16 protein-coding genes and 1 tRNA gene are annotated in these 15,595 nt (G+C 44.1%); 1 reads left to right on the forward strand and 16 read right to left on the reverse strand.

What is annotated here, in order from left to right; translation table 11 throughout:
* Positions 1-152: 152 nt before the first annotated feature.
* From CWO27_RS01940 to CWO27_RS01960, 5 genes are all read right to left on the reverse strand, one after another.
* Positions 153-1,079: a LysR family transcriptional regulator gene (locus CWO27_RS01940; protein WP_102479774.1), complete on the reverse strand. Its 927-nt coding sequence runs from the start codon at positions 1,077-1,079 to the stop codon at positions 153-155.
* Positions 1,080-1,331: 252 nt separating this feature from the next.
* Complete coding sequence (gene gltS, locus CWO27_RS01945; protein ID WP_107898493.1) at positions 1,332-2,546, reverse strand: sodium/glutamate symporter; 1,215 nt, start codon at positions 2,544-2,546, stop codon at positions 1,332-1,334.
* Between the two features lie 253 nt (positions 2,547-2,799).
* Positions 2,800-2,890: transfer RNA gene (locus CWO27_RS01950), tRNA-Ser, on the reverse strand.
* Between the two features lie 180 nt (positions 2,891-3,070).
* Complete coding sequence (locus tag CWO27_RS01955) at positions 3,071-3,520, reverse strand: L-alanine exporter AlaE (protein ID WP_107898494.1); 450 nt, start codon at positions 3,518-3,520, stop codon at positions 3,071-3,073.
* A 248-nt stretch (positions 3,521-3,768) separates the two neighbouring features.
* Entirely contained in the window at positions 3,769-6,255 is a 2,487-nt protein-coding gene (locus CWO27_RS01960) for an ATP-binding protein (RefSeq protein ID WP_441351759.1), read from the reverse strand.
* A gap of 138 nt (positions 6,256-6,393) precedes the next feature.
* Here CWO27_RS01960 and CWO27_RS01965 point away from each other — a divergent pair, with 138 nt between their 5' ends.
* The gene (locus CWO27_RS01965) at positions 6,394-6,963 is read left to right on the forward strand and encodes a UPF0149 family protein (RefSeq protein ID WP_048659643.1); all 570 of its coding nucleotides are present in this window, start codon (positions 6,394-6,396) and stop codon (positions 6,961-6,963) included.
* Between the two features lie 76 nt (positions 6,964-7,039).
* Here CWO27_RS01965 and CWO27_RS01970 read toward each other — a convergent pair whose 3' ends face one another.
* The 11 genes from CWO27_RS01970 to cydX all read right to left on the reverse strand — a co-directional run bounded on the left by CWO27_RS01970 (position 7,040) and on the right by cydX (position 15,571).
* A complete protein-coding gene (locus tag CWO27_RS01970) occupies positions 7,040-8,071 on the reverse strand; it encodes a potassium channel protein (protein ID WP_048659644.1) in 1,032 nt (343 codons plus the stop codon).
* Positions 8,072-8,245: 174 nt separating this feature from the next.
* Positions 8,246-9,307, reverse strand: a complete 1,062-nt coding sequence (nadA, locus tag CWO27_RS01975; protein WP_107898496.1) for a quinolinate synthase NadA — start codon at positions 9,305-9,307, stop codon at positions 8,246-8,248.
* A gap of 209 nt (positions 9,308-9,516) precedes the next feature.
* Positions 9,517-10,305 (reverse strand): tol-pal system protein YbgF, encoded by a 789-nt coding sequence (gene ybgF, locus CWO27_RS01980; RefSeq protein ID WP_048659646.1) that lies wholly within the window; start codon positions 10,303-10,305, stop codon positions 9,517-9,519.
* Positions 10,306-10,338: 33 nt separating this feature from the next.
* A complete protein-coding gene (gene pal / locus CWO27_RS01985) occupies positions 10,339-10,881 on the reverse strand; it encodes a peptidoglycan-associated lipoprotein Pal (protein WP_048659647.1) in 543 nt (180 codons plus the stop codon).
* A gap of 111 nt (positions 10,882-10,992) precedes the next feature.
* Positions 10,993-12,345 (reverse strand): Tol-Pal system beta propeller repeat protein TolB, encoded by a 1,353-nt coding sequence (gene tolB / locus CWO27_RS01990; RefSeq protein ID WP_048659648.1) that lies wholly within the window; start codon positions 12,343-12,345, stop codon positions 10,993-10,995.
* 12 nt (positions 12,346-12,357) lie between these two features.
* On the reverse strand, positions 12,358-13,425 hold the full coding sequence (tolA, locus tag CWO27_RS01995; protein WP_102432923.1) for a cell envelope integrity protein TolA: 1,068 nt from the start codon (positions 13,423-13,425) through the stop codon (positions 12,358-12,360).
* Positions 13,426-13,438: 13 nt separating this feature from the next.
* Positions 13,439-13,882: a protein TolR gene (tolR, locus tag CWO27_RS02000; RefSeq protein ID WP_048664689.1), complete on the reverse strand. Its 444-nt coding sequence runs from the start codon at positions 13,880-13,882 to the stop codon at positions 13,439-13,441.
* 3 nt (positions 13,883-13,885) lie between these two features.
* Entirely contained in the window at positions 13,886-14,569 is a 684-nt protein-coding gene (gene tolQ / locus CWO27_RS02005) for a protein TolQ (RefSeq protein WP_010437896.1), read from the reverse strand.
* The gene (ybgC, locus tag CWO27_RS02010) at positions 14,559-14,996 is read right to left on the reverse strand and encodes a tol-pal system-associated acyl-CoA thioesterase (protein ID WP_102432924.1); all 438 of its coding nucleotides are present in this window, start codon (positions 14,994-14,996) and stop codon (positions 14,559-14,561) included. Before ybgC ends, tolQ begins: the two co-directional genes overlap by 11 nt.
* A gap of 172 nt (positions 14,997-15,168) precedes the next feature.
* Positions 15,169-15,471: a cyd operon protein YbgE gene (ybgE, locus tag CWO27_RS02015; RefSeq protein WP_017055065.1), complete on the reverse strand. Its 303-nt coding sequence runs from the start codon at positions 15,469-15,471 to the stop codon at positions 15,169-15,171.
* Complete coding sequence (gene cydX / locus CWO27_RS02020; RefSeq protein ID WP_000270284.1) at positions 15,464-15,571, reverse strand: cytochrome bd-I oxidase subunit CydX; 108 nt, start codon at positions 15,569-15,571, stop codon at positions 15,464-15,466. Before cydX ends, ybgE begins: the two co-directional genes overlap by 8 nt.
* Positions 15,572-15,595 lie beyond the last annotated feature (24 nt).

Genomic DNA, 15,595 nt, shown 5'->3' on the forward strand with positions numbered 1-15,595 from the left:
AGAATGAATATGGGAAGTGTGATGTTGGATGGTTATAAAGCTTTCAAGGGATCGGTTTATTACTAAGAGAAAGCCCTCTACGAGGATAGGAATACTGAACTATCGCGGAATGAAGTTAGGTGATGTGATTATGTGCACCAACCTACTTCAATCTAAATATTATGGGCGTCGTGGCTCAAGAATGTGGCGTTCTCGATGAGAAAGTCTAAAAAGGTTTCGGCTTGCAATGATAGCCCGCGGCCTTTGAGAGATTGAACTTTCACCGTCGCCTTCGATAGCATCTCCAACTCGGTCGCCACCACTTCAATCTGCCCTGACTTTATCTCATCGATCACGGTGAGCTTGGGCATAAAGGTTACGCCCAACCCAGCCGAAACGAAGTTAGTTAGCGCGGTAACCGAGTTAGTTTGAAGCTTAGGTTGCAAAGTGAGATGAGAGTTTTGTTCAGCCTGCTTTACTAACCTCCCCATACCTGTCGAGTTGTCGATCAAAGCAACAGAGGCCTCTCTAACATCTTGCAGTGCCACAGGCGCTTCTTTCATCGTAAGGAAGTGCCCCTTCGGAGCAATCAATTCGAGCGGATGGCTACGTTCAACATGGGAGTGCAGTTTAGGATGAGGTGCAGACGCATAGGTGATCGCGAAATCTATCTGTTGATCTTCTAACATTTTCACGGCATCCAATGCACCTGCAATTTCAATCGATAAATTGATATCAGGGTATCGAGCCATGAAGGTTTGCATCGGTTTAGAAACCAAGTTAGTGATAAAACCTTCCCCAATCGCAATGCTAACGTTACCGCCCTTGAGGTTTTTCAACTTAGTTAGACGAGCCAGTACCGCCGTTTCACTACGAACTATGGAACGGTAGTAATTCAACAGTTCATTACCTGCTTCGGTTAACAGTGATTGGCGGTTGTTGCGCTCCCATACTTTCATTTCCGCTTGCGCTTCTAACTGTGTCAGCATTCTGCTCATCGCGGCAGGGTCAACATTCATCATCTTAGATGCCTTACGTAACGACCCATATTTCGATAAAGCATTAAGGTATTCCAGCGCGCGGATATTAAAGTGGTGCATTCAACTTCCTTGTGATTCAACTGACACTTGATCAAGCGTCTCACAAATTTGCTGCGAACATATATCCCAATTTATCAAGATCGTAATTGCTCTTACTAACTTGTGCACCGAGTCACTTCAAGGCACTACATCAAAGGCTGATATACGTGTTTTAGCTTGCTGTCGATAATACAAAGGCGACAACTTTCGTCATCACCTTTGTGGTCATGAATCAGATGCTAGTCTCAAGCAGTTAACAATCCGTCACTTCACTTACAGGCCAACAAAGAAACTGATCACTAGCGCGTTGATCAAATCAACAAAGAATCCACACACTAATGGCACCACAATGAATGCTTGTGGGCTTGCGCCATAGCGATGAGTTACCGCTGTCATGTTAACAATCGCAGTTGCTGTTGAACCTAGAGTGATACCACCGAAACCAGAACATATCACCACGGAGTCGTAGTTTCTTCCCATCAAGTAATAAACAACGAAGATAGTAAACAGTAGTGAAAGTAGAATCTGGATACTCATGACCACAGAGATGTAGCCAAACAGCCCGTCAAGATCCCAGATTCGTAGTCCCATCAAAGCCATGGTTAAGAACATGCCTAAGCATATGTCAGAGATCATCGCTAAACCTTTGCGACCTTGAGCAATTTTCTCTTGTGTACGGCGCTTCCTGAACAGAGCCCTACCAACGTTTCCGATTAAGATACCCGCGATCAAACAGCTAACGAATAACGGCAGTTTCAAACCCATTGATTCGATAACTTCACTCAAGCTATAACCCAGCATCAGCGTCAGATTTAGAATCAACCATGCCCATAGAACGCCGTAGTGGCTTAGCTCTGTTTTTGTTTCACTCTCTTGGAATGCACCAACGGTGACCTCTTCTTCATTAGAAGGACTTACTTTGTGTTTATTGAGTAGGTAGTTAGCAATTGGACCACCAATCACACACGCCGCTATCAAACCAACTGTGTTGGAAGCCACACCAAGCTCTAGCGCGTTAGCAATACCAAACTCTTCAACAAACATTGGCGCCCAAGCTAGTGTCGTACCAACACCGCCAATCAGACTGATAGAACCTGACAACAAACCCGCTTTCGCATCCATACCAAAACCCGACGCGACAGCCATGCCAACTAAGTTTTGAAGGACAATAAAAGCCGAAGCCAGACAGAGCAGGATGAACAACGGTCGCCCACCTTTAATCAATGTTTTAATATCCGCTTGTAGCCCGATGCCAGCAAAAAAGTAGAGAAGCAAAAAGTCTCTAACATCTAGGCTAAAGGTGATTTGGATTTCAAAAATATAGTAAAGCGCCGCTACGGTCGCTGCGCAGACAAAGCCACCAATAACTGGCTCTGGCAGAGAGTACTTCCTTAATACTTCAGAGCGCTCGATTAAACCTTTACCAATAAACAGTAATGAGATCGCAATAGTAAAGGAGAGCATTGGAGAAACGAGGGTTTCTGTCATGATGCTATAGATTCCTAAGAGTTAAGATTATTCAAAATGTTGCTTACTCTTAATCTTGTAGATCCAGACCAAGAAATCAAGCGTTTATCGGTGACATCAATCGCTAATCTGGATCAATGTGTTTCACATAAACAGAGAAAAGGCCATCACGAAAAGGATTTGAAAAGGCGACGTCATGGAAGGAGGCAGATTACGTGAATATAGGGGCTCTAAAACGAGAAAACCCCAGCATTTCTGCTAGGGTTTTGAATAGTGGTGGAAGGATGGGGATTTGAACCCCAGATACGCTATAAACGTATACTCGCTTTCCAGGCGAGCGCCTTAAGCCACTCAGCCATCCTTCCACAAATTGTGTGTTGAGCATGTCACTCAACGAGGCGCTACTTTATTGATTCTGCTTGCTTTGGTCAAGGGGCATTCTCAAAAAAAGTGCCTTTTTCGGTTTGTTCGATTACAAATTAACTCATTAGATCAAAAACAAACCAAATTTCATTCTTTCGCTGCACTTGCGCTTGTTGCTTTTCTTAAGCTTGTTGATAGTAGCCCGGAACTCGAAACCATTTACGGCACGTATCTAGGAAGTAGCCATAAAGTACGCCCATACCACACGAGATAACCGCATTACTGGTTACAGCCGTAACGATCTGGTCGCTTGAAGCACCCACCGCCAATAAAATACCGGCATACACAGGCGACTGGAACAACACGTAAGCTAAAAGGTCAGAAATATTCTTCATCAACGAACTTTGTGAAAGCTTTGCACCATTACGTAAAAACCAATCACGAAAAAGACCATAAGGCCAAGCAATAGCAATGTTCACTGGGATAGATAACGTTCGAGAAGCGAGAGACTGCTCAAATGTCATACCAGAAATAAACACTTCTACGATCATGCCTGAAATAAAACAGAAAACGACCATAGCAAATGTATCCGCAGCTGCGTTTCGAATACAAAATGGACCACGAGACTTCATTGACGCCAAACCTAAAATATATCACTACCTATTGAGTGAATTAGTAACATATAAACAAGGTGTATTTACACCCTACCAGATAATGTCGCTATTAAATCATAAGATTAGCAGTCATACATTCCAAATTAAAAATCAAGTTGTAAATTAACAACCAAAAACCTCTTCAAAAGCAGTAGCTTCCACCAAAAAATCAAACCAAGGTCAAATATTGGACAATTCGTCATTTACTTACCGTAATTAAACAACATTTAAGCCATCGGTAGATTTACGGTAATGATATTAATGACATCTTGTGTAGGTGGTGCTCCTAAAGAAACCTGCTCTAGCGCTTTATCGACTTGTTCAGTAAGTTCAGCGTTGTTCATAGGTTCAACGTGGGCACGTAGACTCTCTAGTGCAAATTGAATCAGTTCTAGGTTGTTGTCTTCTAGCGCCACATACAGCGTCACCAATAGCTCTTCGGTGTTATCTTTATTTCGCAGATCAGGTTTAGGCAGTGACTCGCTTTTACTTTTCGAGTCGTGTTTTTTTACATCTTGGCTTTCGAGATCATCCGCTTTTACTTCATGGTATTGGTAAAGCTTATTTGAATAGCGGAATAAAGCATCATCCAGTTCACGCTCATCAATCGGCTTAGCGATAATATAATCCACACCCGCTCCCAGCATACGCTCGCGAGTCTCTTTAAAGACATCAGCCGTACAACCAAACACCAATACCGATGACACATCGCCTATCAAAGCACGAATCGCAGTGGTTGATTCAACACCATCCATCACAGGCATGTGGTTATCCATCAGTATCAAATCAAAGCGCTCAGCAACCACGGCTTGTATCGCTAACTCACCATTCTCGACGCTCTTACAAATGAATCCTTTACTGCTCATGAAGGTTTCAATGATCACTGTATTGGTTCGGTTATCCTCGACGATCAGTACCTTTAAGCCTGAGTAGTCTAGCTTTTTATGTGGCAAGCTCTCGATTTCGCCAGGCTGGCAAGGTCGAATCTTCAAGCGAACATCAAAGCTCGTGCCTATCCCTTCTTCACTGGTGACGGTAATACTGCCATCCATCAGTTGGGCAATTTTCTTCACAATCGCTAAGCCAAGACCCGTACCGCCAAAACGCCTTGTAGTGGAAGACTCCGCTTGTTCAAACGGTTTAAAAATACGCTTTTGAGCTTCTTTAGAGATGCCAATTCCGGTGTCACGAACTCGAATACTAAGGTAGGTGTCACTTCCCTCTACGACTTCTTTCAAGTACACCTCAACAAAGCCTCTGGAGGTGAACTTCACCGCGTTGTTCAACAAGTTAAACAAAATTTGGCGCAGGCGAGCTTTATCTGAGAAATACCAACGACCAGAAGGCACCTCGGAGTACACTTTGAATTGAAGCCCTTTCTCGGAAGACAATGTGTAGTAAACACTGTTAATACTGCCGATGATCGAATCAAGCGGGAAACGCGTTTCATCAAGATCCAACCTACCCTGCTCGATCTTCGAGAAGTCTAAGATCTCGTTGAGTAGAGTCATCATATGATCGCCGGACTCATACAGGCTCTTAAGATGCTTCTCTTGTTCGGAGTTTAGAGGCGTTTTTAATAGGATCTGAGCGGTACCCAACACACCATTCATAGGGGTGCGTATTTCATGTGATAGGGTTGCAAGGAAAGCGGTTTTTGCGTTGGTGGATGCCTGAGCTTTAACCTTTTCCGCTTCGAGATAAATAGTCTTTTCGTTAAAGGTTTTAATTAAATGGCCGATTTCGTCGTCACTCGAGTAATCCACATCAATGATTTCGCCGGCTTTCGAGCTATCAACCTGTGCAGCAATCCTTGTGATTGGACTAATCAAATAACGATTCAATAAGTAATATCCCGCCATCACACAAAGTAGCAATAGCGGAACAATACCGCCTTCAATGCTCATCACCTGGCGAAATACTTCGTCTGCTACACGTGTTTTTGAGTTCACCACATCCACTTGCCAGCCGAAATCACCAAATTGGTTGCTACTGATATAGATGCCTTCAACAAGATTGAAGTTATAAGAAACCAACACTTGGTTGAGTTTATCTCTCAGGGTGATACCAAGATTGTACTCTTCGGCGTGGTTTTTAATGAAACCCAACAACTCTTCGAGCGAGAGATCCACCGTCGCAATACCAGCAAAGGTGCCGTCATAGTAATAAGGTGACGAAGCCGTAATCATTCGAACGTGAGTATAGGGATCAATATAGACATCGCTCCAAGAGATGGTTCCCTGTGGCTTGTCTACAACCGAGGTATACCAATACTCTTCGTGATAAGGGGCGTTTTTAGGATTGTTGTAAGAGAACAGTTGATCAATCGTGCCATCGTCAGCTTTGTTGAAAAAATAACTGTTTAAGAGCTTGTCGGAATCCAACGCATACGGTTCTGGCCAAATACCAGCGCTAACAATTGTGTCATCGCTCGCGGCTAACATCGACTTGAATAGCGGGATGACATCTTCACCTTTGCGATGTGCTTGAGCAAAACCAACTAAACTATCAACAAAGCCTTGAGAGCTACTGAGTGGCTCTGTAATCAATGCGGATAACAGTTGCGTACGTAAGTCGAGGTTTTGTTGTAATTTGGCGCGCACAGGGGATTCTACGACGTAATACGTCACACTACCGACAATGGCAATAAACATAGCAAGGTACAGCCCAAGCGCTACCATGCTTTTTTTCTTTAAAGACGACCGTATCTGCATAATTCTTTTATTGTTTTCTTTTCTGTTAAAACTAGTGTTTATCATCCATGACATCAAGCCTTTTTAGATTGAAGCTTGATTGGCACAAGTTCATTGGTACTATAAGCGCAAATATGTTCCCTTTTACGGTACCTCACTTTGACTTTACAAGATATTCTTGCGCTTCCAGAGTTGGAAGGAAAGCTAATCACAGAACACAAAACCATCGGATTTGTCACTGCAATGGCAGCGGCACCCAATGTGTTAACCCCGCATGAGTGGCTACCGTTCTTATGGGGTGGCGAAGAAGTCGCGCCTTTTACGGATGGTGAACAGCTAGAAAGCTACATTGAAGTTATCATCGAGCTTTGGAATAAAACTCGCCCAGAACTGATTGAAGGTACTTGGGTTTGGCCTGAAGCTTGTCAATTAGACGACGAAGAAGTGGTTAACACTGCCGCTCGTGATTTTTGTGAAGGCTTGCTTCAAGGCTGGCAGATTGCTCGTGATGATTGGGAAACGCTAATGCCTGAAGAGAGCGAAGACAACGCGCTTGTTGGCGGCGTCCTACTTTCATTGAGCATGCTTTACGATCCAGAAACCTCAATCGCAACGCTTGCTGAGCAAGGGATTGAAGGTCTAGAGCAGTTCGAAGAGATCTTTAACGCTGTGCCTGTCATGCTTTGCGGTCTAACTCAGCGTGGTATTGCACTGGCTGAAGCTCAATAACAGTTAGTTTTATGCATACCCAAAAGGCCTCGCTATGAGGCCTTTTTAGTTTTTAGACGAAATGAAAATAGAAGCTTTAGAAGCCTTTCCAATCGAAATCATCAATTCGCTCATCAGCAATATAGAACAGCTTAGTACCACTGCTGACAACTTGGTCTAGTTCTGGGTTCAGTTCAATACCACTTCCCGTATCAATCGCGATCAGCGTTGCTTGATACTTCTCTTTAAACACAGAGAAAATAGGCGCAACGGTGACAGGCTCGGCGTCTTCAGGGAAATACGTTGAATACTGTGTCATGCCTCTTGTTGAGCTCAATAACTCTTGATGAAGCGCACTTGATCCTGGGTCTACCGCAGCCTTTGCTAGCATCTCTGCACCCACCGCTGGAATACATTCAGAGTTAGGGCAATGCTTGTGCAATAAATCGCTTAGCGCTTCGTCTTTAAAGTAAACAAGAAGGTGTGCCTTAGGGTTTCGGTTGGCACAGTAAAGCGCCGCAGATAGCGTAATGTCGTCTTCTGGGTTATCAATCAAGATGCAACTTGCAGACTCAATGCCCGTTTTCTCCATCTCTTTGCCATCGGTGTAGCTGTTTACTTTAACGAAATTGATTTCACCGGGTAACGGGTTCTCGATATCTGAACGCGTACATAATACGATTGGTCGCTTACCTGTTTCTTCGTGTTGCAGCATGCGGATGAGATGAATGGTTCTTTGCTCATTCCATCCAAGCATCAAAATGTGGTTGTCCACTCTAACTCTCCTTTTTCCTAACAAGCCCGCTCGCCAATATTCAACGCCTTCTGTCGCCACTTTACCGAGTAGTGCGGCGAAAAGGCTCAACCCGCCTGGAATCACAAATAGAATAACGATCCACTGCCCCGCTACCGTGGTCGGTGATAAATCACCATAACCAACTGTAGAAGCCGTTACCACCAAGTAGTAAGCGAATACGGTAACCGAACTGGTTAAATCTGTTTCACCCGCCAAATACAGCATCAGCCACGATAGAGCGATGTAACCAAGGAAAGTGAACAGTAAGTTTTTGCCATTCAAAACAAAGATGTTTGCTTTGATCCAGCGTTTGAGTTGTAACCAGATTATCATTCGAGCCTCTGCCTCATTTCTCTTACTTACATGCTAGAAAAAATACGCGATATCAACAAGATGTATCATCAGAAAAAGATACATGATCACAATATTGATATTGGCGGCCTATACTCACGTACAAAAAAACCAGCACTATTGGCTGGTTTTTTGTTGATTAGATAAAAGAACGGCTTACGCGTTACCTTTTACCTGCACGTTTAACTGCTCTGCAAAATCTAGCATGCGGTTCAATGGGATAAGAGACTTTACACGTAGCTCGTCAGAAACGAAGATCTCGTGTTGCTTACCACCATTCTCAAGCGCGTTTTCGATCGCTTCAAGGCCGTTCATCGCCATCCAAGGACAGTGTGCACAGCTACGGCAAGTTGCACCAGCACCAGCCGTTGGCGCTTCAATCAGTTCTTTTTCAGGAACCAATTGCTGCATCTTGAAGAAGATACCTTTGTCAGTGGCAACAATCATCTGTGGATGAGGAAGCTCTTTTGCTTTCTTGATCAATTGGCTTGTTGAACCTACAGCATCCGCCAGTTCAACGACACTTGCTGGTGATTCTGGGTGAACCAAAATAGCCGCTTCTGGGTATACCGATTTCATTTTCTTCAAAGCATCAGCTGAGAACTCATCATGAACGATACACTCACCTTGCCAAAGCAACATGTCAGCGCCGGTTTGATTTGCGATGTAAGAACCTAGGTGACGGTCTGGGCCCCAAATAATGGGTTTGCCTTCAGCATCTAGACTTTCAACGATCTCTAAAGCGATACTCGACGTAACCACCCAGTCTGCACGAGCTTTAACAGCCGCAGAGGTGTTCGCGTATACAACCACGGTGTGGTCAGGGTGAGCATCACAAAATTCTGTAAATTTGTCAGCAGGACAACCAAGATCAAGTGAACATTCAGCTTCAAGTGTTGGCATTAGAATGCGTTTTTCGGGAGTAAGAATCTTTGCAGACTCACCCATGAAACGAACACCAGCAATGATCAAAGTGCTTGCTGAGTGACGGTTACCGAACTTAGCCATTTCTAATGAATCGCCAACGAAACCACCAGTTTCTTCTGCCAGAGCCTGAATTTCAGGATCTGTGTAGTAGTGTGCAATTAGAACTGCATCTTTTTCTTGAAGTAGTTTTTTGATGTTTGCGATGTGGGCCTGTTTCTGAGCGTCGCTCAATGGAACTGGCTTAGGCGGAAACGGGTAAACTGTATCGATTTTATCTAGTATATGACTCATTGCTCTTGCTCTACGCAACTTCTTCCGAGAATCCGAGTATTCTACACAGGACAGCGATTGGGATCAAAAAGGATTGGTTGCAAGCGGTGGCTAGCTAATGCTTAAAACGCATAAACAAGGCGATGCGTTGACATCACTAGCAAGAGAAGTAAACACTAAACGGAAGTGAACAGGTATAAAAAAGAGGCGCCTAAGCACCTCTATTTTGTTTACAAGTGGGTTTTAGCCACTTTAGCCGAAGCACTGTTTGGGTACTCGGTTACGACTTGTTGGTAATATTTCTTAGCTTGCGTCGCGTTGTTGTTGCGCGCAGCTATGTCACCAAGCTTAACCAGTGCATCTGCTCGCTTGTTGGAGTCTTTGTAAGACACAACAGCTGCGAAGCTCTTCACCGCTTCTTTATCTTGCTTCTTAGCGAAATAAAGCTGACCTAACCAGTAATGTGAGTTAGGTGTGAAGGTTGAATCTGGGAAGTCTTTTTGAAACTTTTGGAATGCGGCAATCGCACCCGTGTAGTCTCGTTGCTTTAGAATCATATCTACAGCATTTTGATAAGCGGTTTGCTCATCGACATCAGTACTGAACGTACCAGAAGCATCTTTAGAGCCTTCGCTCGCTGCCACTGCTACCGTTGCGGTTCCTGCTGCTTTCACCTCGCCCCTAACGCGATCCAGTTCAATGAACAGTTCACGCTGGCGCTCTAGCATTTGCTTCATATCGTAGCTGTTTCGTTCCAGCTCACCACGAAGTTCACTGATCTCCAGTGCCATGTCGTCGATTTGCTGTTGCATTTGAAGCTGAACAAGGTTGCGATTTTGAAGCAGGCGCTCTAAACGCTCAATATCTGATTCGTTAGATGCAGACGCTGCTCGAGAGGAAGATGATGAATTGGTTGCGGTGCTATTGAGATCGGATACTGGAGCTGGTGCAGCGAACGCGATGTTCGCTGCACTTGCCAGTAACGAAAGCAAAATGACTCGCTTTGTGTTACTGAACATGAGGCAATTCCTCAATTATATAGTCTACTAAAATTAGTAAACTAGTACTGCGCGACGGTTTTTAGCGTACACATCTTCAGATTGACCTAGAAGAAGTGGCTTCTCTTCACCGTAGCTTACGATAGAGATTTGGTCAGCTTGAACACCTAGAGCTTGTAGGTATTTCGCTACAGCTTGTGCACGACGCTCGCCAAGTGCGATGTTGTACTCAGGAGTACCGCGCTCATCAGCGTGACCTTCGATAGTAACGTTCATGTCAACGTTCTTAACTAGGTATGCTGCGTGAGCTGCTAGCATTTCTTCGTAATCGCCAGCGATAGTAGAGTTATCGAATGCGAAGTAGATTGTTTGAGTTTCACGTAGCGCTTGCTCTTTAAGCTCTTGCTCAGACAGTTGACCGTTAGCGTCAATTGGCGTTACAACAGTTGTGTCTACGTTGCTTTCTGAACCTGAAGTTGTTTGGTTGCTTTCTGTACCAGATGTTGCAGATGTTGCTTCATCAGTTGAGCTACATGCCGTTACTGCCATCACTGGTAGTGCAATCATCAAGCCTTTAAGAACTTTGTTAAGTTGCATCTTTTTTTCCTTACGTTATCAAACTTAGTTTCTACAGCGACTAAGTGCTATAGATAGTTAATTGCCACAATAGTTAACACTATCAATAGCTAAAAGAATGTATCAAGAGAACTAGAGGAACGGTGACCACGCAGGCGCTCTTACACGTCCGTTGGTTGCCGGTAATCTAGCTTTAAAACGGCCATCGATAGAAACCATCGATAGTACGTTAGTTTTATTGTAAATAGAGCTATAGATAACCATACCTCCATTCGGCGCAATGCTTGGAGATTCATCTAACAATGTTTTTGTTAGCACCTGAACCGCACCGGTTTCCAAATCCTGCTTAGCCAAGTTAAAACCTGAGTTACTGCGATTCACCATGATAAGGAATCGACCATCAGGGGTGATCTGGCCACCTAAGTTTTGGCTACCTTGCCAAGTAATACGAGAAGTCGAATTATTGGACAAATTTACATTATAAATCTGAGGTTTACCACCACGATCCGATGTGAAAATAAGAGACTTGCCATCTGGGTGCCAGAATGGTTCAGTATTATTCGAACGGCCGCGGGTAATTTGAGTCAGCTTACGGCTAGCAAGGTCAAGTGTGTACACCTGAAGGCTGCCTGTTTTCGACAATACCAATGCCAATGTTTTACCATCTGGCGAGAATCTTGGCGCACCATTGTGACGAGGGTATGACGTCACTTTCTCACGTTCACCGGTGTAAATATTCATGATGAATATTTCAGCTTGGCCATTCTGGAAGCTCACATACGCAAGTTTCTTACCATCTGGTGACCATGCTGGAGACATAAGAGGCTGCTTAGAACGAAGTACTAAACGCTCATTAAAGCCATCGTAGTCAGCAACACGAAGTTGGTATGGGTACTTATCTTTGTCGTTCACAACTACGTAAGAGATACGAGTTAAGAACGCGCCTTTCTCACCGGTTAATTCTTCATACACTAAGTCAGAAATACGGTGTGCGTATTCTCTCAAGCGCTTGCCAGGAACCGTTGCTTTTTTGTTGAACAACACGTGGTCTTTAGAAAGCACCAATTGGCCTTCATCACTTAATGCACGGCTTTGTCCTTTAGTCAGCTGACCACGAACAATGTCGATCAATTGGTAGTTCACCACGTACTGCCCTTCGGCATTTTTAGTGATGCTACCTGTTAGCAATGAATCAACGCCTAGGTTAGTCCAAGCATCAAAGTTCACCTCAGTTTCGCTGTAAGGCGTTTGAGGCATTTTGCTTGTCGCAACTGGGCTGAATTTACCACTGCGTTGTAGGTCAGAAGCGATAACTGCTGATACATCGTGTGGCAATGGCTCTGCGCCTTCCCAACGGAAAGGTACAATAGCGATAGGTCGTGCAGAGTTAATACCGTCTGTAATAACCAGCTCCAGTGCCGCATGTGCAAACTGGCTGCTTGTAGCTATTAAGAAAACAAAACTCAGTAGTAGTTTCTTTAACACAAGTTCGTCCTTTTACTCTGGTGATACAGTTAAGTTAATGTCTTTTAGTGATTTCACGATGTCTGGGTCTTTAGGCAATGGATAAGATTGCACTTGTGCCACGGCACGCTTGGTTGCTGCACATAAACGGCTATCGCCATCTAAGATGCTTAAGCTACCCAAAATAGCGTTTGAGCCCGTTGGAATCAGCTTAAGGTTCACTCGACATGAGCGCCCTCGATAGCTGTCTTCTAACAACAGATTCTGTTGAATCAATTGGGTATAGATAGCCCCGTAACGTTGTGCTTCATCACTAATAAATTGTTGTCTTGCTGAAGAGTTTTGAGTCGCTTCAGTTTCAAGACCAGCAAAGATATCGTTCAATGCTGCTTCTTGTTGTTTACGCTCTTTTTCTGCTTTAGCTGCAGCTTCTTTTGCCTTACGGGCTTTCTCTGCTGCGGCTGCCGCTTCTTTCTCTTTCGCTATGCGTTGCTTTTCAGCGCGTTCAGCGGCTTCTTTCTCTTTACGAGCTTTGTCTGCTGCCTCTTTCGCCGCTTTTTCTTTTGCCACGCGTTCTTGTTCAGCTTTTGCGATTGCCGCTTCTTTGGCCTTACGCTCGTTCTCGGCTTTCACCAACGCAGCTTCTTTCAGCTTGCGATCAGCTTCGGCTTTAGCGGCTTTCTTTTTCTCTTGCTGTAAACGCGTTTCTTCAGCTTTGCGTTGTTTCTCTTTCTCAACTCGGCGCTTTTCAGCTTCACGAGTCGCTTTAGCCTCTTTCGCTTGTTGTTCTTTTAGCTTACGAATATTTTCTTCTTCAGCTTTACGATTCTTTTCAAGTCGTTCGCTTTCACGTCTCAGTTTGTCTAAACGCTCTTGCTCTTTCTTGCTCGCGGCTTCTCGCTGTTGACGAATCTGTTGAGCTTGCTGGCGAACCAACTGAGGATCAATCACCACAGCCTGAACCATCTGCCCTGTCGGCTTAGGTTCTGACATCGTGAAATCCGCTCCCCAAATAAGCGCAACGAATAAAATGACGTGCAGCCCAAGTGAAATAAGAAGCGGTTTTCTGAAACTATTGGATTTTTTATTAGTCGCTTTCATGAATGCTACGGAGCTATTCCCTTATATCCGTTAAAAGGCCAACCTTTGGCACACCTGCACGGCTTAATTCATCAAGTAATAAAACCACTTCAGCGTAAGGCGTTGCGGCATCACCGCCAACCGCCACTGGAGAATTCGGCTTCAAAGACAACTCAGCTTTCACTCGGATGATAATATCTTCCATAGATAAACCACGCTGTACTTCTTCGTCATTAACGCTCAAGCCAAGTTCACCGTCTTTGTTCACTTCAACGATGATGAAACTTGCGTTGTCGTCCCCCAGTAGGTCTTGTGCCGATTTAGCCGTTGAAGCCTGAGGCAATTCAACGTCAACGCCTTGAGTAACAAACGGCGAAGTCACCATAAAAATGATCAGCAAAACAAGCATAACGTCGATGTAAGGTACAACGTTAATCTCTGCTGTCATTTTGCGTTTTTTAGGTTGGTATCCAGCCATCTATTATTCCCTGCCAGCCATCGCTTGACGGTGAAGAATACTGTGGAACTCTTCAGAGAAAGTCGCGTAGTTGTGCTCTAGCTTGCCTACTCGGCTGCTGAAGCGGTTGTACGCCATTACTGCTGGAATTGCAGCAAATAGACCCATTGCGGTTGCGATCAGTGCTTCTGCAATACCAGGGGCAACCATAGCGAGTGTCGCTTGCTTCACTTCACCTAATGCGATGAATGAGTGCATGATGCCCCAAACCGTACCAAATAGGCCGATGTATGGGCTGATAGAACCAACGGTCGCCAAGAAAGGTAAGTTAGTTTCTAGTTCATCGACTTCACGAGCAACAGCAACGCGCATCGCACGGCCAGTGCCTTCCATAATGAAGTCAGGTGATGTTGCATTCGATTTACGAAGGCGAGCAAACTCAGTAAAGCCTGCGTAGAAAATTTCTTCAGTACCAGAAAGCTCGTCTTTGCGTTTATTGCTCTCTTGGTACAATTTTGCAAGATCAACGCCTGACCAAAATTTGTCTTCAAACACTTCTGTTTGTTTCGAAGCTTGAGATAATACTTTACTTCTTTTGATGATCATCGCCCAAGAAACAACAGACATGCCCATAAGAACTAGCATGACCATTTTAACTAATAAACTAGCTTCTAAAATTAGGCCTAAGATTGAGATTTCAGCAGTCACTATTCGTTAGCTCCGTAAGAATAAATGTTGGCATTGCCTTTGGTTTCATTTTTTGATTGTCGATACATGCTACCTTAACCATTGCTTTACACAATGCTTTGCCATCAGGATTTACGATCTCTTGACAGAAGACCAAGGTAGCTCGCTTCAACTCGTAAATATTTGTAATGACTTGTAAAGAATCATCAAGGCGCGCACCTTGAATAAAATCAATGTCCATATGTCGGACTACAAAACCGATGTTTTGTTCTAACAAGACTTGCTGAGAAACGCCAATTGAGCGCAACATCTCAGTTCGAGCGCGTTCGAAAAACTTAAGATAGTTTGAATGGTATACAACACCACCTGCATCGGTGTCTTCGTAATACACTGTCACTGGCCACGTAAATGGCTTAGATAATCCCTGCAATTTGCTACCACAACCCAAAACGATAAAGATCTCACTATAACCTAACTCCTTATCATTAATAGTATATCGCTGTGAATTTTTTGATTTAACAGACGAAAAAAAAGGCCATCTGTATAAGATGACCTCTTTTTGGCTAAAAACCCAACAAGTATAAAGATTCACATCGTTATGAACCTAAATCCTTTGCCTTTTATAGAAGGCGCAGCACCGTTAGGTAGAGCAAAATTGTGAGTGAAACGTATGGGCTAAACAGTAGCTGCCACATCCAAGCTCTTGGCTTAAATCCAATACCGTAAACCATGCTTGAGCAAACAGCCCAGATAAACATTGGCCCGATGATCGCGTTAAAGCCCCCGATGCTTGTCGCATACGCTTCAGGATCCCACATCACTAAACCAACATGCATGAAACCCAATACCAAGGATAAAGCTCTTAATAGAGTCTTATCCATTGGTTGATGCAGTTTAGCGATTTGCTCTGCGAGATTACTCACTGTCTTTGTCCATCATTTCTGAATGCTCTAGCCAAAGAGCATTAATGATGCCGAATGCACATGCTAGAAGTACACCCAAAATCCATGCGAAATACCACATAAAATTTCTCCTAAGTTATTTAAC

Source organism: Vibrio sp. 10N.286.51.C3, from assembly GCF_003050065.1.
Taxonomy (GTDB): domain Bacteria; phylum Pseudomonadota; class Gammaproteobacteria; order Enterobacterales; family Vibrionaceae; genus Vibrio; species Vibrio crassostreae.

What these genes read in the sequence shown, in the direction of transcription:
- CWO27_RS01970 (WP_048659644.1), bottom strand. Translation starts at nt 8,071, where the DNA reads ATGATAATCTGGTTACAACTCAAACGCTGGATCAAAGCAAACATCTTT.
- CWO27_RS01955 (WP_107898494.1), bottom strand. Translation starts at nt 3,520, where the DNA reads ATGAAGTCTCGTGGTCCATTTTGTATTCGAAACGCAGCTGCGGATACA.
- CWO27_RS01960 (WP_441351759.1), bottom strand. Translation starts at nt 6,255, where the DNA reads ATGCAGATACGGTCGTCTTTAAAGAAAAAAAGCATGGTAGCGCTTGGG.
- CWO27_RS01940 (WP_102479774.1), bottom strand. Translation starts at nt 1,079, where the DNA reads ATGCACCACTTTAATATCCGCGCGCTGGAATACCTTAATGCTTTATCG.
- cydX (WP_000270284.1), bottom strand. Translation starts at nt 15,571, where the DNA reads ATGTGGTATTTCGCATGGATTTTGGGTGTACTTCTAGCATGTGCATTC.
- pal (WP_048659647.1), bottom strand. Translation starts at nt 10,881, where the DNA reads ATGCAACTTAACAAAGTTCTTAAAGGCTTGATGATTGCACTACCAGTG.
- nadA (WP_107898496.1), bottom strand. Translation starts at nt 9,307, where the DNA reads ATGAGTCATATACTAGATAAAATCGATACAGTTTACCCGTTTCCGCCT.
- ybgF (WP_048659646.1), bottom strand. Translation starts at nt 10,305, where the DNA reads ATGTTCAGTAACACAAAGCGAGTCATTTTGCTTTCGTTACTGGCAAGT.
- tolA (WP_102432923.1), bottom strand. Translation starts at nt 13,425, where the DNA reads ATGAAAGCGACTAATAAAAAATCCAATAGTTTCAGAAAACCGCTTCTT.
- gltS (WP_107898493.1), bottom strand. Translation starts at nt 2,546, where the DNA reads ATGACAGAAACCCTCGTTTCTCCAATGCTCTCCTTTACTATTGCGATC.
- tolR (WP_048664689.1), bottom strand. Translation starts at nt 13,882, where the DNA reads ATGGCTGGATACCAACCTAAAAAACGCAAAATGACAGCAGAGATTAAC.